We start from the raw sequence: 22,218 nt of genomic DNA on the forward strand, positions 1-22,218 counted from the left end.
TTCAAGCCGACGCGTCGAGAAGTTTAAGGAAATTATGCGCAGACTTGAAGTCCACGGCCTTCTTCGCTGCCGCGGCCTGCGCTTCCTCGTCCGCACCCCAAAGCTCCGCCTGCCAGTCCTCATCGATTCGACTCGATGTCCAGGCTTCATCCGGCGACAGGCGGCCATGCAGAACCGCGAGTCCGAGGAGGAGAGATCCGGAAATCCCCACGAATTCGTGCAGCGCGGTCAGCGTGAAGGGCGATTGCGCATGCACCTCTCGCGACAGGGCTGCCAGGCTTTCCGTGGGCTGCACGATCGGCACGACCCCCCGGGTCCGCCGAAGCGGCGCGGCAAAGCGGGTTTCGGCCCAGTCCAGGATCGGCTCCCAGGCGGCGGCCTGCCGCTCGGCCAGCGCCTCGGGCGCCTCGGCCCGGTAGCACAGAAGGTCAGACGCGCCGTAGGCCGCGATCAGGTCCGCGACCTCCGCGAACTGAGGGGTGACCTTGTCGATCGCGGCGTTCGCCGCGCGGGTCATGGGCATCGACAGGGGATCGATCACCCCGACCTGCGCCTGCCATTCGGCGACGATGGCACGGGCGAGCGCCTCGGTCGGAACGATCAGGGGTGCCTTGGCCGGTGTCCTCACCTGCCGGGCGTCGAGCCAGACCCCCCAGCCACCTTCCGCCGGGCGGACAGTGGCATCGGTCCAGAACCGTTTCGACTTCCACCCGCTCATGACGCCCCCCACAGATCGGCAAGGGCCGCATGCAGATCACCAAAGGCGTCGAGGACGCGCCCCGCCCCCGCGGCGCGCAGCGCATCGGGTCGGTGATAGCCCCAGGAAACGCCGATGGCCGGCATCCCGGCTGCCCGCGCCATCTCGATGTCATAGGTCGTATCGCCAAGCATCACCGCATCGCGCGCGTCCACGCCGGTTTCTGCCAACGCGGCCAGCAGCATGGAGGGATGCGGCTTGGACGGATGGTCGTCAGCCACCTGACAGCTCGCGAAACACCCGGACAGGCCATGCGCCTCAAGGATATGCATGAGGCCCCGGCGCGACTTGCCGGTGGCAATTCCCAACAGCACATCGTCCCGCGCGCCAAGCGCGGCCAGCATGTCCGCCGCGCCGGGAAAAAGCGGCGACAGGTGGCCCGCCCGCAATTGCCCGAACGCCGTCTTGTAGGCCTGCGTCGCCGCTTCCTGTTCCGGGGTTGCACAATCGGGCAGGAGCCGCGCGATCGCCTGCCCGAGCGACAGGCCCACGATCGAAAGCACCACCTCCCGCGCTGGCAGGGGGCGGCTCACCGCGTCGAAGGCTGCCGTCATGGCCGCGACGATATGGTCCTGGCTGTCGACAAGGGTGCCGTCCACGTCGAAGACGACGAGCTTGCGGGCCGTCATGCCGTCTCCTCGAACGGATCGGCCGGAGCATCGCCCTCGGCCCAGCCGACCGTCTTCCACGTCCGCTTCATGTGGTCGGGCAGGGGCGCGGTCAGCGTGATCCGCTTGCCGGTCACCGGATGGTCGAAGCTGATCGAACGGGCGTGCAGGTGCAGCTTTCGGCTGATCTCGCCACCCAGCTGGGCGCCCCAGCCGTCGCCGAGGTTCTCCTGCCCTGACCCGCCATACTTGCCGTCGCCGACGATGGGGTGGCCGATCTCGGCCATGTGCGCGCGAAGCTGATGCGTGCGCCCGGTCACCGGCACGAGCGCGACCCAGGCCGCACGGCTGCCTAGCGCGTCGATCACCGCATAGTCGGTCGTCGCGCGCTTGGCGCCTTCGGTCTGGTCGACCTTCGAGGGGTGGATGGCGAGCATCTTCTCTCCCTCGCCGCCGCGGCCGTGGCCCGGCGCCTTGACAAGGCCGAAGCGGATCGTGCCCATCCGTGGCGAGGGCACGCCGGCGACGGCCGCCCAGTAGATCTTGCGCGTCGTGCGCGACCGGAAGGCCTCTGACAGGGCGCGCGCGACACGGTCGGTCCGCGCAAGCAGGAGAACACCGGAGGTGTCCTTGTCCAGCCGGTGGACCAGTTTCGGGCGATCCTTGTAGCCGAACTTCAGCGCCTCGGTCAGGCCGTCGACATGGCGGTGCCCCTGCCCCGACCCACCCTGCGAGGGCAGCCCGGCGGGCTTGTTCAGCGCGATGACATGTTCGTCCTTCCACAGGACCGCCGACTGGATCAGGCGGACGTCGGCCTCGGGCAGGCCCGGGGTCGCAACCCGTTCCGGGGGCGCCTCGGGTTGCGGCAGCGGGGGCACGCGCACCTGGTTGCCAGGCAACAGGCGCGTTGACGCCTTGACGCGCCCGCCGTCCACCCGGATCTGGCCGGTGCGGCACAGTTTTTCGATGGCGCCCTGGGTTACCTGCGGGAACTGTCGCTTCATCCAGCGGTCGAGCCGGATGTCGCCCTCATCCTCGCCCACGGTCAGGACCTGCACGCTCATGCGAAGACCCAGCGCGCGGCGGACATGCCCGCGACGATGCCCGCCAGCGACAGGACGACCGACCCCGTGACATAAAGCGCCGCGACACCGGCCTGCCCACGCTCCCACAGCGTCAGCGCATCGAGCGAAAAGGCCGAGAAGGTGGTGAAGCCGCCGAGGATCCCTGTCATCAGGAACGGCGCGAGGCGGTTGGCATCCCTGTGGGCCAGGGCCACAACGATGACACCCATGAGGAACGAGCCGAACACGTTGACGATCACGGTCGCCCAGGGAAAGCCCGGGCCGATGAGCCGCATCGCGGCGACATTCGTCATGTATCGGGCCGAGGCGCCGATCGCGCCGCCAAGGGCCACCTGGAACAGGGTCTGGATCATGGCGCCTTCCTGTGGCGGGGCCGCGGCAATGTCAACCGGTTAGGGGGGGCGCTGCCCCCCTCTGCCCTGCGGGCATTCACCCCCCGGAGTATTTCGGCCAGAATGAAAGCCTCATTCCTTCCTCTTGTCGCGCAGCCTGGCGAACCAGTCGAGCCGCTTGCGCAACTCCCGTTCGTACCCACGCTCCACCGGTTGGTAGAAGACCGGGCGGCGCATCCCTTCGGGGAAGTAGTTCTGGCCAGAGAACCCGTCTTCGGCGTCGTGATCGTAGGCATAACCCGCCCCGTAGCCCTGTTCGCGCATGAGCCTGGTCGGCGCGTTCCGGATGTGTTTTGGCGGCGGCTCCGAGCCGGTCCGGCGGGCGGCGTCGCGGGCGGCCTTGTAGGCGACATAGCCGGCGTTCGACTTGGGCGCGAGGGCAAGGTAGGTCACCGCCTGCGCGAGCGCCAGTTCGCCCTCCGGGCTGCCCAGACGCTCATAGGTCTCCCAGGCGTGCAGGCAGATCGTCTGGGCCTGGGGATCGGCCAGTCCGATATCCTCGACCGCCATGCGGGTGATGCGGCGGGCGAGGAAGCGGGGGTCTTCGCCCCCTTCGAGCATGCGGGCGAACCAGTAGAGTGCCGCGTCCGGGTCCGAGCCGCGGACCGACTTGTGCAGCGCGGAGATGAGGTTGTAGTGCTCCTCTCCGGACTTGTCGTATTTGGCCGCGCGCCGCATCAGGCGCTGGCCAAGCGCTTCGGTCGTCAGCGGCTGGTCCGGTTGCCAGGCGGCCACCTGTTCCACCAGGTTCAGAAGCGCCCTCCCGTCGCCGTCGGCCATCTCCAGAAGCGCCTCACGCGCCTCGGGGCGCAGGGGAAGGGCGCGGCCGAGTTCGCGTTCCGCCCGCTGTGCCAGGCGTTCGAGATCGGCCAGCGTCAGACGATCCAGAACGATGACCTGGGCCCTGCTCAGGAGCGCGGCATTGAGCTCGAACGACGGGTTCTCGGTGGTGGCGCCGACCAGAAGGATGGTTCCGTCTTCCATGTGAGGCAGGAACCCGTCCTGCTGGGCCTTGTTGAAGCGGTGGATCTCATCCACGAAGAGCAGGGTGCCGCGACCCTGCCGACGCCGGAGCCGTGCGGCCTCGAACACCTTCCTGAGTTCCGGAACGCCGGTGAAGATCGCGCTGATCTGGACGAATTCCAGATCGGTCGCATCGGCAAGAAGGCGCGCGATCGTGGTCTTTCCCACCCCAGGCGGGCCCCAGAGCACGAGCGAGGACAGGCTTCGGGCGGCCAGCATTGACCCGAGCGGCCCCTCGGGCCCCAGAACCTTTTCCTGCCCGATGACATCTGAAAGGCTGCGGGGCCGCAGACGGTCTGCAAGCGGCCGGGCGGCCACGGTCGCAGGGGGTGTCGCATCGGTGTCGAAGAGATCGGCCATGGCGCGACATTACCGCCCCGCAGCAACGGGCGGAAGGGCGCAGGTGCGCCGGACCTCAGTGCAGGGTCGAGGCGAAGCGGATCGAGACCGCCTGATAGTCGATCCCGTCCAGGTCCATGACCCGCCCGGCCGCGCTCATGTCAAGGCGGCAGCGCGCGGCCCACCGGGTCCAGTTCGTCGGAAGCAACGCCAGCATCTGGGTGATGCCATATTCCCGTGCGGTGCGGGACATTTCCTGCACCATCCGGAAATGGACACCGCGCCGGATCGAGGCGGGAACGGACTGCATGACGAAACCGCGCGTGACCTCCCAGATGCGTGGGTCTACAGGCGCTTCGAAATCCAGCAAATCGCTTGGGATTGTATCCAGAAGACCGCGCTGCGCGTCGCGAATCATGTAGCTGTAGATCCCGCAGCGCGCTGTGGTCGGCGTCATCCGCAGCCCGCCCAGGACCTCGCCATATTCATGGACAGCCAGCCAGCGGCTGGCGGGGGTGTCGTACTGGTCGTACTCCATCCCCATCGCCTCGGGCAGATTCCACTTCTTGTGCACGATGAAGGACTGTCGTCGCGCACGCATGAAGTTGGCGAAAAGCTCGCCATGGTTGTGCAGATTAGCAAAAGAGAGGGTCGTGCTTTCCATTGCCCACCGTAGCCCGCCTCTTGTTTAGCTCTAAGTCCGTGTGAACACGACTTCTTTTTTCAGATCAACCGATAATCACGTGCACGCTGTACTGCTTCCGCAGTTGTGCGCGCCAAAAGAGCCTGCCGAACGGAGTTCAGACGGGCCTTCAGCGCGCTTTCGGAAATCTTCAGTTTCGCTGCTGCGGCGGCATAGCGATCACCGTCGGCAATCAACCGCAGCGCGTCGACCTGAGCCTTCGACAGCCTCGTCGGCGGCTCGGTCATGTCGTGGAGATTGGTGATGATCGAGGCGAAGGCTTCGATCTCCGCATCGGTGAATTCGCGGTCCGACCGGCTTGCAGACGCGATCGTGCGCGACTTGATCGGGCCGCAGGCCACGGCGAAACCGTAGATCATGCCGAATTCCCGCGCCTGGCCGAGGATGTCGAACGGGTCGGGGATGGTGATCTCGCTCCAGCGGGCGGTGCCGGTGGTGCTGAAACCCCAGGCGATGATCGGGTCGCGCAGTGCGAAAGCCTCTTCGGTGTAGCGATCCGTCCATTCCCTTGGATAGGTCTGGTGGTGCAGGAGCGGCAGCGCGAAACGGATGTGCAAGGCAAAGAAAAATCCGCCCGGAGACATCAGGGAGAGGCGGTGAAGATGAAGTTCTATACCGGAACGCAAGGACATGATGATTGAATGAGTTACCCTATGGACATGTCCTTTTAGACAAGTTGCCTTTTGCGCGGTCAACTGTAAATTATGAAGCATGTCCAGCAGGTTGAAAGTGTTGCAGTTGCAGCGATCAACCCGGCCCCTTGAAAGAGGGGCAAGAAACTGCGGGACATGTTGGTGCGGTACGGGTGTTGGAGTTTGTGGGTGCAACTCCGGTTGCGAAAGGTCTGCTGCCAGACCTGATCGGCTTGCGTGTCGAATGGACCACGACGGCCAACATAGGATCGAACCAGGAAACGAATCAGCGTTTCTGAGTGCTTGAGTGTGTGAATCTGGCCCGTATGGCCAACAAACAGAAACCCCCGCAGAGCTCGTACTGCGGGGGTTTTCGTTTTGATTCCGGTGACTTGAGCGTGCGGCCGGATCCAGGTCCGGCCGCGCCTGTCCGAATCAGGCTTCGACGGAGTCTTCGGCCGCGGTGCGCGCCTTGTCGGCAGCGCCCTTGGCGGCGGGGTCGCGATCCACGAACTCGATGATGGCCATCGGGGCCATGTCGCCGTAGCGGAACCCGGCCTTCATGATTCGCAGGTAGCCGCCCTGACGGTCCTTGTAGCGCGGGCCCAGAACCTCGAAGAGGCGCGCCACGAGCGCGTCCTGCTTGAGCTGCGAGGCAGCCTGGCGACGAGCGTGCAGGTCGCCGCGCTTGGCCAGCGTGACCAGCTTTTCGACGATCGGGCGCAGTTCCTTGGCCTTCGGGAGGGTGGTCTTGATCTGTTCGTGCTCGATGAGCGAACCGGCCATGTTGGCCCAAAGGGCCTTGCGGTGTTCGTGGGTGCGGTTCAGGCGGCGATAGCCGCGGGCGTGACGCATGGTGATCTCCTATCGTATCGTTTTGCTTTGTGTTGCCAGCCTGCGTTGGACTGGCGTCGTTGGGGCGGGATTGCCCGGGTAGCAGGTCAGGCGCGGATCAAGCCGCGCCCTTCCGATATCAGAACTGGTCCTCGAACCGCTTGGCGAGATCCTCGATGTTCTCCGGCGGCCAGTCCTCGACTTCCATGCCAAGGTGCAGGCCCATGCCCGAAAGCACTTCCTTGATCTCGTTCAGCGACTTGCGGCCGAAGTTCGGGGTGCGCAGCATCTCCGCTTCGGTCTTCTGGATGAGATCGCCGATGTAGACGATGTTGTCGTTCTTGAGGCAGTTGGCCGAACGGACCGACAGCTCAAGCTCATCGACTTTCTTGAGCAGAAGCGGATTGAACTCCAGCCCGTCGTCCACTTCGCCTTTCGAGGCCGATTCCGGCTCCTCGAAGTTGACGAAGATGCCCAGCTGATCCTGAAGGATGCGCGCGGCATAGGCCACCGCGTCTTCGGGCGTGAGCGAGCCGTCGGTTTCGATCTTCATGGTCAGCTTGTCGTAGTCGAGCACCTGCCCCTCGCGGGTCGGCTGAACCTCGTAGCTGACCTTCTTGACCGGCGAGTAGATCGCATCGATCGGGATCAGGCCGATCGGCGCGTCCTCGGGCCGGTTCTTGTCGGCGGCGACGTAGCCCTTGCCGGTGTCCACAGTCAGTTCCATGAACAGGTCCGCGCCCTCGTCGAGGTGGCAGATCACATGGTCCTTGTTGAGAACCTCGATCCCGTTCGATTCCGAGATGTCGCCGGCGGTCACGATGCCCGGGCCCTTGGCCGAAATCGACAGCCGCTTCGGCCCTTCGACTTCCATCTTCAGGCTGACGCCCTTGAGGTTGAGGACGATGTCGGTCACGTCCTCACGCACGCCGGAGACGGACGAAAACTCGTGCAGGACGTTGTCGATCTGGACGGAGGTGATCGCAGCGCCTTGCAGCGACGACAGCAGCACGCGGCGCAGCGCGTTGCCGAGCGTCAGGCCGAAGCCACGCTCCAGCGGCTCGGCGATGACGACGGCCTGGCGCTGCGGATCGTTGCCCGGCCGCACGTCAAGCTGCGCCGGCTTGATCAGCTCGTCCCAGTTCTTGTGGATCATGAGGTCTGCCTCCATACCTGTTCCCGGCACATGTCCGAATACCGGGAACGCCCGAGGATAAAACGCGAAAGCGGACCGGGGCCGGACATTGTGCCCGACCCCGGCCGCCACAAAGTCGTGTCAGACGCGCCGACGCTTCGGCGGACGGCAGCCGTTGTGCGCGATGGGCGTCACGTCGCGGATCGACGTGATGTTGAAACCGACGGCCGCCAGCGCGCGCAGCGCGGATTCACGACCCGAACCCGGGCCCTGAACTTCGACCTCGATCGTCTTCACGCCATGTTCCTGCGCCTTGCGGCCCGCGTCTTCGGCGGCCATCTGGGCGGCGTAGGGGGTCGACTTGCGCGAGCCCTTGAAACCCATGGTGCCGGCCGAGGACCACGCGATCGCGTTGCCCTGGACGTCGGAGATCAGGATCTTGGTGTTGTTGAAGGAGGAGTTCACATGCGCCACACCGGCGGCGATGTTCTTGCGCTCCTTGCGCTTCATGCGGGTCTTGTCGCGTGCCATATCTGAACCCTCCCCTTACTTCTTCTTGCCGGCGATCGGTTTCGCCGGGCCCTTGCGGGTGCGGGCGTTGGTGTGGGTGCGCTGGCCGCGAACCGGCAGGTTCTTGCGGTGGCGCAGGCCACGGTAGCATCCAAGGTCCATCAGACGCTTGATGTTCATGGTGACTTCACGGCGCAGGTCGCCCTCGACCGTGTAGTTCGCGTCGATGTGTTCGCGGATGGCCAGAACTTCGGCATCGGAAAGATCGTTCACACGGCGGGCTTCGTCGATGCTGACCGCCGCGCAGATCTTGCGGGCGACATCGGGGCCGATGCCATGGATGTACTGAAGGGCGATGGGGACGCGTTTCCCCGTCGGGATGTTGACGCCAGCAATACGTGCCACGCGTTTTGTCCTTTCGTTGCGGTTCCGTAGCGCCAGAACCTTTTTTCACAACTTGGCCCGTGTCATGTCGCGGGCCGGCTTGGTTCGCCGCGATTCGGCTGAAGGAAATTTCAGCAAATCAAGACGATTCTCTTGCGAGACGCTGTGACCTAGTGGGTTTCCCCCGGCGCGTCAAGAGAAGATGGTCAGCCCAGGATACCGGCGATCGACCGGGCCACGTCGTCGATCTCGGCCAGCCCGTCCACCGGCCTCAGCTTGCCCTTGGCGTAATAGTAGCCGATCAGCGGAGAGGTCTTCTTGTAGTACTCCATCAGCCGCTGCTTCAGGCTTTCCGCGTTGTCGTCGGCGCGGCGCTTGAGGTTGGTCGATCCGCAGTTGTCGCAGGTTCCGGGCTTCGACGTCGGCTTCGTCTCGTCGTGGAAGACCTCGCCGCAGTCGCCGCAGGTGAAGCGGCCGGCGATGCGGCGGACAAGGGCAGCGTCGTCCACCTGCATCTCGATCACGGCGTCCAGCGCCATGCCGTGTCGGTCCAGCAGCGCGCCCAGCGCGTCGGCCTGCGGCAGGGTCCGGGGAAAGCCGTCGAAGATGAAGCCGCCGGCCCGCGGAGCGCTCAGCTTTTCCTCGATCAGGCCGATGACGATCTCATCCGTGACCAGATCGCCGCGGTCCATCACCTCTGCGACCTTGCGCCCCATCTCGGTCCCGCTGGTGCGCGCCTCGCGCAGCATGTCGCCGGTGGACAGCTGCACCATGCCGCGCTCCTCGACCAGGCGCCGGGCCTGAGTTCCCTTGCCCGCCCCCGGCGGTCCCAAGAGGATGATGTTCGTCATTGGTCCCCCTCAGCGGCGCGCTGGTGCCTTCTTCGCGCCGTTGCGCTTGCGGCCCCGCAGTTGCGATTTCTCGATCAGCCCTTCGTATTGGTGCGCCAGCAGATGCGACTGCACCTGGTTGATCGTGTCCATCGTCACCGACACCACGATCAGAACAGAGGTGCCGCCGAAATAGAACGGGATCGCCAGTTGCGACCGCAGAATCTCCGGCAGGAGGCAGACCAGCGCGAGGTATCCCGAGCCGACCACAAGGATGCGCGCCACGACGTAGTCGAGATACTCTTCGGTCTTCTTGCCCGGGCGGATGCCGGGGACGAAGCCGCCCTGGTTCTTCAGGTTCTCGGCCACATCGTCGGACTTGAACGACACGTTGGCGGTGTAGAAGTAGGCGAAGAAGACGATCATCGCCGTGAAGAACAGCAAGTAGAGCGGCTGGCCGGGGCCGAAATAGGCCAGGATCGTGGACATGACCGGGCCGGTCTGCTGGCCCGAGAAGGTCGAGATCGTGGTCGGCAGCAGCAGGAGCGACGAGGCGAAGATCGCCGGGATCACGCCGGCGGGGTTCACCTTGATCGGCAGGTGGCTCGACTGGCCGTCATAGATCTTCATGCCGACCTGGCGCCGCGGGTACTGGATGTGGATCTTTCTCAGCGCGCGTTCCATGAAGACGACGAAGGCGATCACCACCACCACCATCGCGAAGACCCCGAGGATCAGCCCGACCGAAACGTTGCCGGCGCGGCCCTGGCTCAGGAACTGGGCAAGCGCCGCCGGGATCTCGGCCACGATGCCCACGAAGATGATGAGGGAGATGCCGTTGCCGATCCCACGCGAGGTGATCTGTTCGCCCAGCCACATCAGGAACATCGTGCCGCCGACCAGGGTGATGACGCAGGCGGCCTCGAAGAACAGTCCGGGGTCGTGCGCAAGCTCACCCGCCTCAAGGCTCTTGGCAAGGCCGAAGGCCTGGAAGGTGGCCAGCGCAACCGTGCCGTAGCGCGTGTACTGGTTGATCTTCTTGCGGCCCTGTTCGCCTTCCTTCTTCAACTGCTCGAGCGAGGGAACCATCGAGGCCAGAAGCTGCACGATGATCGAGGCCGAGATATAGGGCATGATGCCAAGCGCGAAGATGCCCATCCGGCCCAGCGCGCCGCCCGTGAACATCGACAGAATCCCGCCGATGCCCGAGCCTGCGTCCGCCATGAACTGCCGCAGCGCGTCGGCGTCGATGCCCGGCACAGGGATGTAGGTGCCCAGGCGATAGACGATCAGAAGGCCGAGGGTGAAGAAGATCCTCTGGCGAAGATCGGTCGCCTTGCCGAGTGCGCCCCAAGACAGGTTCGCCGCCATTTGCTCTGCAGCAGATGCCATTCGCAGTCTCTTTCATGCAGAGCGCCGCCAACCGTTTTCCGGTCGGCGGCGCTTGGAAAACTGAAGCCTATGTAAGCGGCGCGCGCGCCGCCGACAACCGCTTATTCTGCCGCCGACGCGGTCGTGACCGAAAGCGTCCCGCCGGCCTTGGCCACCGCCTCGACCGCCGCCTTGGAGGCGCCGGTCACCGCGAGGCTCAGCTTGGCCGTAAGCTCGCCCTTGGCGAGGACGCGCACGCCATCAAGCTTGCGGCGGACGACGCCGGCCGCGACCAGCGCGTCCTCGGTGATCTCGGACTTGGCGTCAAGCTTGCCCGCGTCGACGAACTTCTGGATCACGCCCAGGTTCACCACCGCAAAGCTCTTGGCGTTGGGCTTGTTGAAGCCGCGCTTCGGCAGGCGCCGGTAAAGCGGCATCTGGCCGCCTTCATAGCCGCCGATGGCGACGCCAGACCGCGACTTCTGGCCCTTGATACCACGGCCGGCGGTCTTGCCCTTGCCGGAGCCGGGACCACGCGCCACGCGCTTGGATTTCTTCGCCGCGCCCGGATTGTCGCGGAGTTCGTGAAGTTTCATGTCGCTTCTCCTTGGCCGGAACCGCCCCCGAAGCGAAACGGGACGGACACGGCATTTCTTGGTTTGTGAGTCGGACCCTTCGGTCACCCGCGGGCGTATAAAGAAAAGCGCCGCCCCGGGCAAGAGGCGGCGTCTCATCCCGGGATGTGCCCGGATACGCGCCTAGGACGGTGTCGGCCAGACAAACTCCGGCCGCAGCCCCGAATAGACCGGGCGGCCGTCCTTTGGTGCCGGGTAGCCTTTGGTCTCGTCCCAGAAGGCGTGGTATGTCGCCTTGGGGAACTTCGCGTCGTCATAACCCATCACATTCGGCACCGCGACGCGAATGCGCTTCTGCTTGTCATCAAGCATCAGGACGGCATTGCACTTCTCGCACAGGCAGATTTCCAGTGGACCGTTCGGATTGTCGGCATTGAACGGCACCCGCTTCATCGCGGCCTCGTTGTCGGTCTTGATGTCGCCATGGTTGAAGAACGCGACATGCGTCGTCTGCTGACCGGTGACCTTCTTGCAGACATTGCAGTGGCATTCGTGGTTGTCGATCGGTTCGGCCGTGACGCGCACTGGATGGTGCTCGCAGCCGCCTGCGTATTTCTGGGCCATGTGTCTCCCTCCGCTGATCACGCCATACCGGGAACCGCGCCGCGTCTGCAGTGGCGCCCGGCGGATCTGACGCAACGGCAAGCTAGCACCATTCACCTCGATTCGCGGAAGCATTGCGTGACCCGCAACGAAAAGACGCCCCGGTTTCCCGGAGCGTCCGAACACTTGGTGAAGGGTCTTGAGGCGACTCAGCCGCGCTCTTCGACGATCTTCACGAGATGCGGGATCTTGTTGACCATGCCGCGGACCGCGGGCGTGTCTTCGAGTTCGCGCGTCTTGTGCATCTTGTTCAGGCCGAGCCCGATCAGCGTCTGGCGCTGGATGTCCGGGCGACGGGCCGGCGAAGCGATCTGCTTCACCACGATGGTTTTCTTGGCCATGACCGCTGCTCCTTACGCTTCCGCCGCTTCGGGCTCGGACCGTTTCAGGACGTCGGCCACCTTCTTGCCGCGGCGTTGCGCGACCATGCGGGGGCTGGCTTCCTTCTTCAGACCGTCCATCGTGGCGCGGATCATGTTGTAGGGGTTCTGCGAACCGAGCGACTTGGCGACGACGTCCTGCACACCCAGCATCTCGAACACGGCGCGCATCGGGCCGCCGGCGATGATGCCGGTCCCCGGAACGGCGGTCCGCATCACGACCTTGCCGGCGCCGTGGCGGCCTTCGATGTCGTGGTGCAGGGTGCGGCCGTCGCGCAGCGCAACGCGAACCATCGAGCGCTTGGCCTGTTCGGTCGCCTTGCGGATCGCTTCCGGCACTTCCTTGGCCTTGCCCTTGCCGAATCCGACACGACCGCGCTGGTCACCGACCACCACGAGTGCCGCAAAGCCGAAGCGCTTGCCGCCCTTCACCGTCTTCGAGACGCGGTTGATCGCGACGAGGCGATCGGCGAATTCCGGGGTTTCCTCGCGCTCGCGGCGGTCTTCGCGGCGATCGCGGCCTTCCCGGCGGTTTTCTCTCTCTGCCATGAGGCATTCCTTGCATGGTGGCGCGGGCTGCGCGCCGTTCGGGCCAATCCTGGTGTCGCCGGCCTGGCCGGGACCCGGATCATCGGGGTGGCGTGCCCGCAACAGGGAACGCCACCCGCATGGATCAGAACTTCAGGCCGCCTTCACGGGCGGCATCGGCCAGCGCCTTGATCTTCCCGTGGAACAGGAAGCCGCCGCGGTCGAAGTAGCATTCCTCGACACCGGCCTTCTTGGCGCGTTCGGCAATCGCCGTACCGATCTTCTTCGCCGCTTCGATGTTGTTCTTGCCGACGACACCCAGATCCTTCTCGAGGCTGGAGGCCGAGGCGAGCGTCACACCCTTGACGTCGTCGATCAGCTGCACGCTGATGTTCTTGTTCGAACGATGAACCGAAAGGCGCGCGCGCCCGTCGGCCATCGACCGCAGCTTGTTCCGGACGCGCAGGCGGCGCTTGAGGAACAGTTCCCGTTTGCTGTTTGCCATTTTTCGCGTCCTTACTTCTTCTTGCCTTCCTTGCGGAAGATGAACTCACCCTTGTAGCGGATGCCCTTGCCCTTGTAGGGCTCCGGGCCGCGCCATTCGCGGATGTTCGCCGCGACCTGGCCCACCTGCTGGGCGTCGATGCCCTCGACCACGATTTCGGTCTGCTTCGGGGTCGTGACGGTCACGCCCTTGGGCACTTCGAAATTCACTTCGTGGCTGTAGCCGAGCGACAGCTTGAGGATGTTGCCCTGGATCGCCGCGCGATAGCCGACGCCCTGAATCTCGAGTTCCTTCTTGAAGCCGGAGGTGACGCCGGTCATCAGGTTCTCGATCATCGAACGGGACATGCCCCACTGCTGGCGCGCGCGCTTCGAGGTGCCGCGCGGCGTGACGGTCACGGCGCCATCGGCCATGGTGATCGTCACATCGTCGGTCGCGGTGAAGGTGAGCGTGCCCTTGGGCCCCTTCACCTCGACCTTCTGGCCCGAGATGCTGGTGGTGACGCCGGCCGGAACCGGGACGGGTTTCTTGCCAATACGAGACATCGGCCCCTCCTCAGAACACGGTGCAGAGCACTTCGCCGCCAACGTTGGCGGTGCGTGCAGCTGCATCAGACATCACGCCCTTCGGCGTGGAGACGATGGACACGCCAAGGCCGTTGCGGACGGACGGGATGTCCTTCACGCTGGCATAGACGCGGCGGCCCGGCTTGGAGACGCGCTTCAGCTCCCGGATCACCGGGGTGCCGTCGAAGTACTTCAGGCTGATTTCAAGCTCCGCCTGACCGCCGGTGGCGGTCACGGCTTCGTAGCCGCGGATGTAGCCTTCGTCCTTCAGCACGTCGAGAACCCAGGCGCGAAGCTTGGAGGCCGGGGTGCGGACAGTGGATTTTCCGCGCATCTGGGCGTTCCGGATGCGGGTCAGCATATCGCCGAGAGGATCGTTCATCGACATGTGCCTCTCCTCCTTACCAGCTCGACTTCACCATGCCCGGGATCTGGCCCATCGAGGCCAGGTCGCGCAGCATGATGCGGGAGAGCTTGAGTTTGCGATAATAGGCGTGCGGACGGCCCGTGAGCTGGCAGCGGTTGTGCAGCCGGGTCGCCGACGAGTTGCGGGGCAGTTCAGCCAGTTTGAGCGTCGCCTTGAAACGCTCTTCCATCGGCTTGGACTGGTCTTCGATCACCGCCTTGAGTGCTGCGCGCTTGGAAGCATACTGCTTCACCATCTTCGCGCGCTTCACTTCGCGGTTCACCATGGATTTCTTAGCCATTCGTCGTTCCTCCGCGATCAGCTGTTGAAGGGCATGTTGAAGTGCTTCAACAGTGCCTTCGCTTCCGCGTCGGTGCGCGCGGTGGTGCAGATGATGATGTCCATGCCGAGAACCTCGTCGACCTTGTCGAAGTCGATCTCGGGGAACACGATGTGTTCCTTCAGGCCCATCGCGTAGTTGCCGCGGCCGTCGAACGAGGTGCCTTTCACGCCGCGGAAGTCGCGGACGCGGGGGAGCGCCACGTTGATCAGGCGATCGAGGAATTCGAACATGCGGTCGCCGCGCAGCGTGACCTTGCAGCCCAGCGGCATCTCCTCGCGGACGCGGAAGCCGGCGATCGACTTCTTCGCCTTGGTGACGACGGCCTTCTGGCCGGCGATGCGGCTCAGTTCCTCGGCGGCGTTCTTCACCTTCTTGGTGTCCTTCACCGCTTCGCCGACGCCCATATTCAGCACGATCTTCTCGAGCTTCGGGATCTGCATGTCGTTCTTGTAGGAGAATTCCTCCTTGAGAGCGGCGCGGATCGTGCCTTTGTACTGCGCCTTCAGGCGCGGGGTATAGGTTTGCGCGTCCAGCATCAGATCGCCTCCCCGGTGGTCTTGGCGAAGCGAACCTTCTTGCCCTCTTCCTCGCGGAAGCCGACGCGGGTGGCCTTGCCGTTCTTGTCCATGAGCGCGAGGTTCGACAGGTCGATCGGCATCGCCTTCGGCTGGCGGCCGCCCTGGCTGGTCTGGGTCTGGCGCTGGTGGCGGATGGCGACGTTCACGCCTTCGACCACGGCCTTGTTGGCCTTGGGATCGACGGACTGAATCTCGCCCTTCTTGCCCTTGTCCTTGCCGGCAAGGACGACGACGGTGTCGCCTTTACGGAGCTTCGCAGCCATCACAGCACCTCCGGCGCAAGCGAGATGATCTTCATGAAGTTCTTCGCGCGCAGTTCGCGGACGACCGGCCCGAAGATACGGGTGCCGACCGGCTCGCCCTGGTTGTTCAGGATGACGGCGGCGTTGCGGTCGAAGCGGATGGACGTGCCATCTTCGCGACGGACTTCCTTGGCGGTGCGCACGACGACGGCCTTGCGGACGTCGCCCTTCTTCACGCGACCGCGCGGGATGGCTTCCTTGACCGACACCACGATGATGTCGCCGACGCTGGCGTAGCGGCGGTGGGAACCACCCAGAACCTTGATGCACTGAACCCGGCGCGCGCCGGAGTTGTCAGCGACATCCAGATTGGTCTGCATCTGGATCATTTGGTTTCTCCCGACCTTTGGGGCCTTTGCGCCCCAGGGTTTCGTTCAGAAGGAGGTTGTGGGGTTAAGCCTCAGGCTTCCGTCACAACCGTCCAACGTTTCGTCTTCGAAATCGGCGCGCATTCCACGATGCGGACGGTGTCGCCGACCTTGAACTGGTTCTCTGCGTCGTGGGCCCGGTACTTCTTGGACTTGCGGACGGTCTTTTGCAGCAGCGGGTGCTTGAAGCGGCGCTCGACCAGGACGGTGATCGTCTGTTCGTTCTTGTCGGAGGTCACGACGCCTTGCAGGATACGTCTGGGCATGTCTCGCGTCCTCTCAGTTCGCCGCCGCTGCCGCGGCTTTCTGGTTCAGAACCGTCTGGATGCGGGCGACGTCACGGCGGACGGCGCGCATGCGGGCGGTGTTCTCAAGCTGGCCGGTGGCCTGCTGGAAGCGCAGGTTGAAGGCTTCCTTCTTGAGTTGGGTCAGCTCCTCGCGAAGCTGGTCCGGCGTCTTGCCGGTCAGTTCCTTGGCGGTCATGCGCCTTTTCCTTTCAACATCACCAGAGGGCCCTTTCGGGTGACCCTTTGTCCGGTGGAGTCAATGACAAACAAGCGAATCCGGCCGGGCCGGAATCGCAGGATGCGTCCCTATAAGGGAGAGGGGGCGGAGGGGCAAGGGAAAAGGTATGCGCTTCTTCTGCAAGGCAGACTAACGTGGCGAATGGACGACCTCTCTGATCTCGGATACAGGGAGGTTCTTCGCGCCATGCAACAAGGTAAAGCCATGCAAAAAAAGAGAAAAAGTCTTCTTCTACTCATCACAACTTCACTTATGGCGGTCATTGGCTGGGCTGCAATTAAGCACCAACACATGTTAACGGAGCGGCGCGCAATCGCCGAGTTGGCCGAGCAGGAGCGGCTAAAGTTGGAGGAAGACACCCGACGTGAAGAAGATCTGGCCCGACGCAAGGCAGCAAACGCTAGGCTACTGGCCATGACTGACAGAGATATCAAGGACGTTGGTCTGCTTTGCGTAAGCCTCATTGCGCGTGAAATGGACGGAAGCAGCAAATGGGGATGGAGTTTTGTGGATGTAAATCCGAGGGAGTTCGGTGGGATTGGGACCAGTAGCCTAATGGGTCTGAGTCTGACGGCAGCGGGATCCGAGATAACCGGTGCGGAGCTTGTAGACGCTCAAGTCGACTGGGTCCGTCAGATCTATTTTTTTGACTACAACACATACGCGCGAATGGAGTTTGTGATTTCCAAGCGCGTCGACTCCTTTTCCGGCATAAAGGAAATCTTAGCTCTCTATGAGTGCGATTTTAGCTCCGTTGATAATGCAACTGTCCGTGAAGCTGACAGAATTCCTCTAAACTAGTCAGCCGCGGTCGGGCTTGCTCCCACCAAGCATCGGCTCATCTTTAGGCCTGCCGGCAGTGCTCGGCCCTCCCACGGGGTCGGGCGCCGCGCGATTTGCGACCGGGCGGCTTCGCTCATCTAAGAGCAAATAAGAAAAGGGCGAGGTAACCCCCGCCCTGCTCGTTCTCCCGTCCATGTACATCGGGCCTTGGCCCGGACTTACCAGTCTTCGCGCTGGACGATGCGGGTGGTGACCGGGAGCTTCATCGCGCCGAGGCGCAGCGCCTCGCGGGCGATCACCTCGTTCACGCCGTCGATCTCGAACATGATCCGGCCCGGCTTGACCTTGGCCGCCCAGAAGTCGACGGAGCCCTTGCCCTTGCCCATCCGGACTTCGGTCGGCTTCGACGAAACCGGGACGTCCGGGAAGACGCGGATCCAGACCCGGCCCTGGCGCTTCATGTGGCGGGTGATCGCGCGGCGGGCCGCCTCGATCTGCCGCGCGGTGACGCGCTCGGGTTCGGTGGCCTTCAGGCCGAAGCCGCCGAAGTTCAGGTCGAACCCGCCCTTGGCCTCGCCGTGGATCCGGCCCTTGTGCTGTTTGCGGAACTTGGTCCGTTTCGGTTGCAGCATCTTCTTCTCTCCTTACCGGGCGTCGCGGTCACGACGGGGCCCGCGCGGTGCGGGGCCGTCCTGCGCCTCGGCCATGCGACGATCGCGGGCCTGGGGATCATGTTCCATGATCTCGCCCTTGAAGATCCAGACCTTGACGCCGATGATCCCGTAGGGGGTCGTCGCTTCGGCCAGCGCATAGTCGATGTCGGCGCGCAGCGTGTGCAGCGGCACGCGGCCTTCGCGATACCATTCGGTCCGGGCGATCTCCGCACCGCCGAGGCGGCCCGAGACGTTGACCCGGATGCCGAGCGCACCCATCCGCATCGCGTTCTGAACCGCGCGCTTCATCGCGCGGCGGAACGACACCCGGCGCTCGAGTTGCTGGGCGATCGATTCCGCAACCAGCATCGCGTCAAGCTCGGGCTTCCTGACCTCGACGATGTTGAGGTGCAGTTCCGACTTCGTGAAGTTCGCAAGCTTCTTGCGGAGCGACTCGATGTCGGCGCCCTTCTTGCCGATGATCACGCCCGGGCGGGCGGTGTGCACGGTCACCCGGCACTTCTTGTGCGGGCGCTCGATGATCACGCGGCTGACGCCGGCCTGCTTGCACTCTTCATGGATGAAGTCGCGCATCTTGAGGTCTTCAAGAAGCAGGTTGCCGTAGTCCTTGCTGTCGGCGAACCAGCGGCTGTCCCAGGTGCGGTTGACCTGGAGGCGCATGCCGATCGGATTGACCTTCTGACCCATTACGCTTGCTCCTCGACTTGCCGCACCTTGATGGTCAGCTCGCTGAACGGTTTCACGATCTTGCCGAACCGGCCGCGGGCGCGGGGATGGCCGCGCTTCATGGTCAGGTTCTTGCCGACATAGGCTTCGGCGACGATCAGGCCATCGACGTCGAGACCGTGGTTGTTCTCGGCGTTGGCGATCGCGGACTGAAGGCACTTCTTCACGTCCTCGGCGATCCGCTTTTTCGAGAAGGTGAGGTCGGCAAGCGCCTTTTCCACCTTCTTGCCGCGGATCAGCGCGGCGACGAGGTTCAGTTTCTGCGGCGAGGTGCGAAGCATCTTCGACTTGGCGAAGGCCTCGTTGTCCGCCACGCGGCGCGGATTCTTTTCCTTACCCATGGCTTACTTCCTCTTGGCTTTCTTGTCGGCAGCGTGACCGTAGTAGGTCCGCGTCGGCGAATATTCCCCGAACTTCTGGCCGATCATCTCTTCGGTCACGTTGACGGGGATGTGCTTCTGCCCGTTGTAGACCCCGAAGGTGAGGCCGACAAACTGCGGCAGGATGGTGGAGCGGCGCGACCAGATCTTGATCACTTCCGATTTGCCCGAGCCTTGCGCCTTTTCTGCCTTCTTCAGCAGATAGGCGTCGACGAAGGGGCCTTTCCAAACAGAACGCGACATGGATTAACGACCCTTCTTGGCGTTGCGCGAGCGGACGATGAACTTGTCGGTCGACTTGTTCTTGCGGGTCTTGTTGCCCTTCGTCCCCTTGCCCCACGGGGTGACGGGGTGACGGCCGCCCGAGGTGCGGCCTTCGCCGCCGCCGTGCGGGTGGTCGATCGGGTTCATGGCGACGCCGCGGACGGTCGGGCGAACGCCCATGTGCCGCTTGCGGCCCGCCTTGCCGAGGTTCTGGTTCGAGTTGTCGGGGTTCGACACGGCCCCGACGGTCGCGATGCACTCCTGGCGCACCATGCGAAGCTCGCCCGAGGACAGGCGGATCTGCGCGTAGCCGCCGTCACGGCCGACGAACTGGGCGTAGGTGCCGGCGGCGCGCGCCAGCTGGCCGCCCTTGCCGGGCTTCAGTTCGACGTTGTGAACGATGGTGCCGATCGGCATGCCGGAGAACGGCATCGCGTTGCCCGGCTTCACGTCGGTCTTGGCGCCCGCGATCACCTGGTCGCCGACGCCAAGGCGCTGTGGCGCGAGGATGTAGGACTGTTCGCCATCCTCATAGCGCACGAGCGCGATGAAGGCGGTCCGGTTCGGGTCGTATTCGATCCGCTCGACCGTCGCGGGGACGTCGAACTTCGACCGCTTGAAATCCACGATGCGGTACAGGCGCTTTGCCCCGCCGCCCTTGTGCCACGCCGTCACCCGTCCGGTATTGTTCCGGCCGCCCGTCTTGGTCAACCCCTCGGTGAGGGACTTGACCGGGCGACCTTTCCAAAGCTCCGAACGGTCGATCAGAACCAGCCCGCGCTGGCCAGGCGTCGTCGGTTTGTACGACTTGAGTGCCATGCTCTCTGTCTTCCGTTGCTTTGGACCTGTCGGTCCGTTCCGATGAAAGGGCCCCGTAGGTCCCCGGTTTGAAAAACGTCACGGCCCCGGATGGCCGGGGCCGCGAGATTCGCGGGCCTTCTATCAGAGGCCGGAAGTGACGTCGATAGTGTTCCCTTCCTCGAGCGTCACATAGGCTTTCTTGAAGTCCGAGCGGACGCCGGCAATGCCGCGGAACCGCTTGGTCTTGCCCTTGGTCACGGTGGTGTTGACCGCCTTGACCTTGACGCCGAAGACGGCCTCGACCGCTTCCTTGATCTGCGGCTTGGTCGCGTCCTTGGCCACGCGGAAGACGACGGCGCCACTTTCGGAGGCGAGCGTCGACTTCTCGGTGATGACCGGCTTCACGATCACGTCGTAGTGTTCAGGTTTCACGCTCATTTCAGACGAGCCTCCAGAGCTTCGACAGCCGCCTTCGTGAGCACGAGCGTGTCACGCTTGAGGATGTCATAGACGTTGGCGCCGATCGAGGGCAGCACGTCGATGCCTTCGATGTTCGCCGCCGCGCGGACGAAGTTCTCGTTGATGTCGGCGCCGTCGATGATGAGGACGCGCTTCCAGCCCAGTTCCTTCGCGGCCTTGGCGAGGGTCTTGGTCTTGGCCTCCGTCATCTCGAGCGAGTCGAGGATCATCAGCTGGCCCGCACCGGCCTTGGCCGACAGCGCGTGCTTCAGACCCAGCGCCCGGAACTTCTTGGGCAGATCGTGGGCGTGGCTGCGCGGGGTCGGGCCCTTGTAGGTGCCACCGTGCCGGAAGGTCGGCGCCTTGCGGGACCCGTGGCGTGCGCCGCCGGTGCCCTTCTGGCGATAGATCTTCTTGGTCGAGTAGCTCACGTCCGACTTGCCGAGCACCGAGTGGGTGCCCGCTTGGGCCTTGGCCCGCTGCCAGCGCACCACGCGATGCAGGATATCGGCGCGCGGCTCAAGGCCGAACACCTCATCCGACAGGTCGATAGACCCGGACTTGCCGGCATCGAGCTTGATCACGTCGAGTTTCATGCTTCACCCCCTTCGGCGGGCGCTTCTGCGGCCGGAGCGGCGGTGCCTTTCAGCGCGGCCGGCATCGGCAGGTCCTTCGGCAGCGGCTTCTTCACCGCGTCCTTGATAGTGACCCAGCCGCCCTTGGAGCCCGGAACCGAACCCTTGACCATGATCAGGCCGCGGTCGGCATCCGTGCGGACGACCTGGATGTTCTGCGTGGTCACGCGCACGGCACCAAGATGGCCGGCCATCTTCTTGCCGCGGAACACCTTGCCGGGATCCTGGCACTGGCCGGTCGAGCCATGCGAGCGGTGGCTGATCGACACGCCGTGCGAGGCGCGCAGACCACCGAAGTTGTGCCGCTTCATGACACCCGCGAAGCCCTTGCCGATCGAGGTGCCGGCGATGTCCACGAACTGCCCTTCGGCATAGTGGGCTGCCGAAATCTCGGCGCCGACGTCGATCAGGTTTTCCGGGCTCACCCGGAACTCCGCGATCTTGCGCTTGGGCGCCACGTTCGCCTTGGCGAAGTGGCCGCGCTGCGCCGCGGTGGTCCGCTTGGCCTTGGCAGAGCCCGCGCCGAGCTGGACGGCGGTGTAGCCATCCTTCTCGGCCGTGCGCTGCGCCACGACCTGGAGGTTGTCGAGTTGAAGCACGGTCACCGGGACCTGCTTGCCGTCTTCCATGAACAGCCGGGTCATGCCCAGCTTTTTCGCGATAACGCCTGAGCGCAACATGTTCACGCCTCCTCAGACCTTGATCTCGACGTCCACGCCGGCGGCGAGGTCGAGCTTCATCAGCGCATCGACCGTCTGCGGGGTCGGATCGACGATATCGAGCAGCCGCTTGTGCGTGCGGATCTCCCACTGGTCGCGCGACTTCTTGTCGATGTGCGGACCACGGAGAACCGTGAACTTCTCGATCTTGTTGGGCAGCGGGATCGGACCGCGCACCTGGGCACCCGTACGCTTGGCCGTGTTGACGATTTCCGCGGTGCTGGCGTCCAGCACGCGGTAATCGAAGGCCTTGAGCCGGATGCGAATGTTCTGACCAGTCATTGTCTTGCCTCTTGCGGGGCTTCAAAGTTGAGAGGCAGACCGGGCCTCATGCCCGGCCTGCTTCGAACCTGTCTTCTTACTTGAGGATCTTGGAGACGACGCCTGCGCCGACGGTGCGGCCGCCTTCGCGGATGGCGAAGCGGAGTTTTTCCT

Annotated in this window: 37 protein-coding genes; 1 reads left to right on the forward strand and 36 read right to left on the reverse strand. The window is 64.3% G+C overall.

Annotation, left to right across the window (positions count from 1 at the left end; translation table 11 throughout):
- Window position 1: 1 nt before the first annotated feature.
- The 26 genes from N5I32_RS11430 to rpmC form a co-directional block, all read right to left on the reverse strand.
- A complete protein-coding gene (locus N5I32_RS11430; RefSeq protein ID WP_261495819.1) occupies window positions 2-718 on the reverse strand; it encodes an ATP12 family chaperone protein in 717 nt (238 codons plus the stop codon).
- Window positions 715-1,386, reverse strand: a complete 672-nt coding sequence (locus tag N5I32_RS11435; RefSeq protein WP_261495827.1) for an HAD-IA family hydrolase — start codon at window positions 1,384-1,386, stop codon at window positions 715-717. The genes N5I32_RS11430 and N5I32_RS11435 overlap by 4 nt, the downstream gene beginning before the upstream one ends.
- Window positions 1,383-2,429 (reverse strand): RluA family pseudouridine synthase, encoded by a 1,047-nt coding sequence (locus tag N5I32_RS11440; protein WP_261495829.1) that lies wholly within the window; start codon window positions 2,427-2,429, stop codon window positions 1,383-1,385. Before N5I32_RS11440 ends, N5I32_RS11435 begins: the two co-directional genes overlap by 4 nt.
- Window positions 2,426-2,803, reverse strand: coding sequence for a fluoride efflux transporter CrcB (gene crcB / locus N5I32_RS11445; RefSeq protein ID WP_261495831.1), 378 nt, complete (start codon window positions 2,801-2,803; stop codon window positions 2,426-2,428). Before crcB ends, N5I32_RS11440 begins: the two co-directional genes overlap by 4 nt.
- A 111-nt stretch (window positions 2,804-2,914) precedes the next feature.
- Window positions 2,915-4,225, reverse strand: a complete 1,311-nt coding sequence (locus tag N5I32_RS11450; protein ID WP_261495833.1) for a replication-associated recombination protein A — start codon at window positions 4,223-4,225, stop codon at window positions 2,915-2,917.
- Window positions 4,226-4,280: 55 nt separating this feature from the next.
- Window positions 4,281-4,868: an acyl-homoserine-lactone synthase gene (locus N5I32_RS11455; protein WP_261495834.1), complete on the reverse strand. Its 588-nt coding sequence runs from the start codon at window positions 4,866-4,868 to the stop codon at window positions 4,281-4,283.
- 59 nt (window positions 4,869-4,927) lie between these two features.
- The gene (locus N5I32_RS11460) at window positions 4,928-5,539 is read right to left on the reverse strand and encodes an autoinducer binding domain-containing protein (RefSeq protein WP_261496015.1); all 612 of its coding nucleotides are present in this window, start codon (window positions 5,537-5,539) and stop codon (window positions 4,928-4,930) included.
- Between the two features lie 435 nt (window positions 5,540-5,974).
- Window positions 5,975-6,394: a 50S ribosomal protein L17 gene (gene rplQ, locus N5I32_RS11465; RefSeq protein ID WP_261495835.1), complete on the reverse strand. Its 420-nt coding sequence runs from the start codon at window positions 6,392-6,394 to the stop codon at window positions 5,975-5,977.
- Window positions 6,395-6,512: 118 nt separating this feature from the next.
- The gene (locus N5I32_RS11470) at window positions 6,513-7,529 is read right to left on the reverse strand and encodes a DNA-directed RNA polymerase subunit alpha (protein ID WP_261496016.1); all 1,017 of its coding nucleotides are present in this window, start codon (window positions 7,527-7,529) and stop codon (window positions 6,513-6,515) included.
- Window positions 7,530-7,649: 120 nt separating this feature from the next.
- Window positions 7,650-8,039 (reverse strand): 30S ribosomal protein S11, encoded by a 390-nt coding sequence (gene rpsK, locus N5I32_RS11475; RefSeq protein ID WP_066809277.1) that lies wholly within the window; start codon window positions 8,037-8,039, stop codon window positions 7,650-7,652.
- Window positions 8,040-8,054: 15 nt separating this feature from the next.
- Window positions 8,055-8,423 carry a 30S ribosomal protein S13 gene (rpsM, locus tag N5I32_RS11480; RefSeq protein WP_261495837.1) on the reverse strand — a complete coding sequence of 123 codons (369 nt, stop codon included), beginning with the start codon at window positions 8,421-8,423 and terminating at the stop codon, window positions 8,055-8,057.
- Window positions 8,424-8,608: 185 nt separating this feature from the next.
- Entirely contained in the window at window positions 8,609-9,253 is a 645-nt protein-coding gene (locus tag N5I32_RS11485) for an adenylate kinase (protein ID WP_261495838.1), read from the reverse strand.
- 9 nt (window positions 9,254-9,262) lie between these two features.
- A complete protein-coding gene (secY, locus tag N5I32_RS11490; RefSeq protein WP_261495844.1) occupies window positions 9,263-10,624 on the reverse strand; it encodes a preprotein translocase subunit SecY in 1,362 nt (453 codons plus the stop codon).
- Between the two features lie 101 nt (window positions 10,625-10,725).
- Window positions 10,726-11,199 (reverse strand): 50S ribosomal protein L15, encoded by a 474-nt coding sequence (gene rplO / locus N5I32_RS11495; protein ID WP_261495846.1) that lies wholly within the window; start codon window positions 11,197-11,199, stop codon window positions 10,726-10,728.
- Between the two features lie 162 nt (window positions 11,200-11,361).
- Entirely contained in the window at window positions 11,362-11,802 is a 441-nt protein-coding gene (locus tag N5I32_RS11500; RefSeq protein ID WP_261495848.1) for a GFA family protein, read from the reverse strand.
- 188 nt (window positions 11,803-11,990) lie between these two features.
- Entirely contained in the window at window positions 11,991-12,182 is a 192-nt protein-coding gene (rpmD, locus tag N5I32_RS11505) for a 50S ribosomal protein L30 (protein ID WP_261495849.1), read from the reverse strand.
- 12 nt (window positions 12,183-12,194) lie between these two features.
- Window positions 12,195-12,770 carry a 30S ribosomal protein S5 gene (gene rpsE, locus N5I32_RS11510; RefSeq protein ID WP_261495850.1) on the reverse strand — a complete coding sequence of 192 codons (576 nt, stop codon included), beginning with the start codon at window positions 12,768-12,770 and terminating at the stop codon, window positions 12,195-12,197.
- Window positions 12,771-12,894: 124 nt separating this feature from the next.
- Window positions 12,895-13,254, reverse strand: a complete 360-nt coding sequence (gene rplR / locus N5I32_RS11515) for a 50S ribosomal protein L18 (RefSeq protein WP_261495852.1) — start codon at window positions 13,252-13,254, stop codon at window positions 12,895-12,897.
- 11 nt (window positions 13,255-13,265) lie between these two features.
- The gene (gene rplF / locus N5I32_RS11520; RefSeq protein ID WP_261495853.1) at window positions 13,266-13,799 is read right to left on the reverse strand and encodes a 50S ribosomal protein L6; all 534 of its coding nucleotides are present in this window, start codon (window positions 13,797-13,799) and stop codon (window positions 13,266-13,268) included.
- A gap of 10 nt (window positions 13,800-13,809) precedes the next feature.
- Entirely contained in the window at window positions 13,810-14,208 is a 399-nt protein-coding gene (gene rpsH, locus N5I32_RS11525; RefSeq protein WP_261495854.1) for a 30S ribosomal protein S8, read from the reverse strand.
- Window positions 14,209-14,221: 13 nt separating this feature from the next.
- Window positions 14,222-14,527: a 30S ribosomal protein S14 gene (gene rpsN, locus N5I32_RS11530; RefSeq protein WP_261495855.1), complete on the reverse strand. Its 306-nt coding sequence runs from the start codon at window positions 14,525-14,527 to the stop codon at window positions 14,222-14,224.
- Window positions 14,528-14,544: 17 nt separating this feature from the next.
- Window positions 14,545-15,105 (reverse strand): 50S ribosomal protein L5, encoded by a 561-nt coding sequence (gene rplE, locus N5I32_RS11535; RefSeq protein ID WP_261495856.1) that lies wholly within the window; start codon window positions 15,103-15,105, stop codon window positions 14,545-14,547.
- Window positions 15,105-15,410 carry a 50S ribosomal protein L24 gene (gene rplX, locus N5I32_RS11540; RefSeq protein WP_261495857.1) on the reverse strand — a complete coding sequence of 102 codons (306 nt, stop codon included), beginning with the start codon at window positions 15,408-15,410 and terminating at the stop codon, window positions 15,105-15,107. The genes rplE and rplX overlap by 1 nt, the downstream gene beginning before the upstream one ends.
- The gene (gene rplN, locus N5I32_RS11545; RefSeq protein WP_035714274.1) at window positions 15,410-15,778 is read right to left on the reverse strand and encodes a 50S ribosomal protein L14; all 369 of its coding nucleotides are present in this window, start codon (window positions 15,776-15,778) and stop codon (window positions 15,410-15,412) included. The genes rplX and rplN overlap by 1 nt, the downstream gene beginning before the upstream one ends.
- A gap of 71 nt (window positions 15,779-15,849) precedes the next feature.
- A complete protein-coding gene (gene rpsQ, locus N5I32_RS11550) occupies window positions 15,850-16,083 on the reverse strand; it encodes a 30S ribosomal protein S17 (protein WP_261495860.1) in 234 nt (77 codons plus the stop codon).
- Window positions 16,084-16,096: 13 nt separating this feature from the next.
- Window positions 16,097-16,300 carry a 50S ribosomal protein L29 gene (rpmC, locus tag N5I32_RS11555; RefSeq protein WP_261495861.1) on the reverse strand — a complete coding sequence of 68 codons (204 nt, stop codon included), beginning with the start codon at window positions 16,298-16,300 and terminating at the stop codon, window positions 16,097-16,099.
- Window positions 16,301-16,483: 183 nt separating this feature from the next.
- Here rpmC and N5I32_RS11560 point away from each other — a divergent pair, with 183 nt between their 5' ends.
- Window positions 16,484-17,143, forward strand: a complete 660-nt coding sequence (locus N5I32_RS11560; protein ID WP_261495862.1) for a hypothetical protein — start codon at window positions 16,484-16,486, stop codon at window positions 17,141-17,143.
- A gap of 200 nt (window positions 17,144-17,343) precedes the next feature.
- On the opposite strand, the gene rplP is transcribed toward N5I32_RS11560, so the two are convergent.
- The 10 genes from rplP to N5I32_RS11610 form a co-directional block, all read right to left on the reverse strand.
- Entirely contained in the window at window positions 17,344-17,757 is a 414-nt protein-coding gene (gene rplP / locus N5I32_RS11565; RefSeq protein WP_261495864.1) for a 50S ribosomal protein L16, read from the reverse strand.
- 12 nt (window positions 17,758-17,769) lie between these two features.
- Window positions 17,770-18,486 carry a 30S ribosomal protein S3 gene (rpsC, locus tag N5I32_RS11570; protein ID WP_261495867.1) on the reverse strand — a complete coding sequence of 239 codons (717 nt, stop codon included), beginning with the start codon at window positions 18,484-18,486 and terminating at the stop codon, window positions 17,770-17,772.
- On the reverse strand, window positions 18,486-18,866 hold the full coding sequence (rplV, locus tag N5I32_RS11575; RefSeq protein ID WP_261495868.1) for a 50S ribosomal protein L22: 381 nt from the start codon (window positions 18,864-18,866) through the stop codon (window positions 18,486-18,488). Before rplV ends, rpsC begins: the two co-directional genes overlap by 1 nt.
- 3 nt (window positions 18,867-18,869) lie before the next feature.
- The gene (gene rpsS / locus N5I32_RS11580) at window positions 18,870-19,148 is read right to left on the reverse strand and encodes a 30S ribosomal protein S19 (protein ID WP_105516598.1); all 279 of its coding nucleotides are present in this window, start codon (window positions 19,146-19,148) and stop codon (window positions 18,870-18,872) included.
- A gap of 3 nt (window positions 19,149-19,151) precedes the next feature.
- Window positions 19,152-19,988: a 50S ribosomal protein L2 gene (gene rplB / locus N5I32_RS11585; RefSeq protein ID WP_261495869.1), complete on the reverse strand. Its 837-nt coding sequence runs from the start codon at window positions 19,986-19,988 to the stop codon at window positions 19,152-19,154.
- Window positions 19,989-20,111: 123 nt separating this feature from the next.
- On the reverse strand, window positions 20,112-20,408 hold the full coding sequence (locus N5I32_RS11590) for a 50S ribosomal protein L23 (RefSeq protein ID WP_261495870.1): 297 nt from the start codon (window positions 20,406-20,408) through the stop codon (window positions 20,112-20,114).
- On the reverse strand, window positions 20,405-21,025 hold the full coding sequence (gene rplD, locus N5I32_RS11595; RefSeq protein WP_261495871.1) for a 50S ribosomal protein L4: 621 nt from the start codon (window positions 21,023-21,025) through the stop codon (window positions 20,405-20,407). Before rplD ends, N5I32_RS11590 begins: the two co-directional genes overlap by 4 nt.
- On the reverse strand, window positions 21,022-21,741 hold the full coding sequence (gene rplC / locus N5I32_RS11600) for a 50S ribosomal protein L3 (RefSeq protein WP_261496018.1): 720 nt from the start codon (window positions 21,739-21,741) through the stop codon (window positions 21,022-21,024). Before rplC ends, rplD begins: the two co-directional genes overlap by 4 nt.
- Before the next feature lie 15 nt (window positions 21,742-21,756).
- Entirely contained in the window at window positions 21,757-22,065 is a 309-nt protein-coding gene (gene rpsJ / locus N5I32_RS11605) for a 30S ribosomal protein S10 (RefSeq protein ID WP_261495873.1), read from the reverse strand.
- Between the two features lie 76 nt (window positions 22,066-22,141).
- On the reverse strand, window positions 22,142-22,218 hold a 77-nt coding region (locus N5I32_RS11610), incomplete at its 5' end, for an EF-Tu C-terminal domain-related protein (RefSeq protein ID WP_261496019.1).

The organism is Albidovulum sediminis, assembly GCF_025380365.1.
Lineage (GTDB): Bacteria > Pseudomonadota > Alphaproteobacteria > Rhodobacterales > Rhodobacteraceae > Albidovulum > Albidovulum sediminis.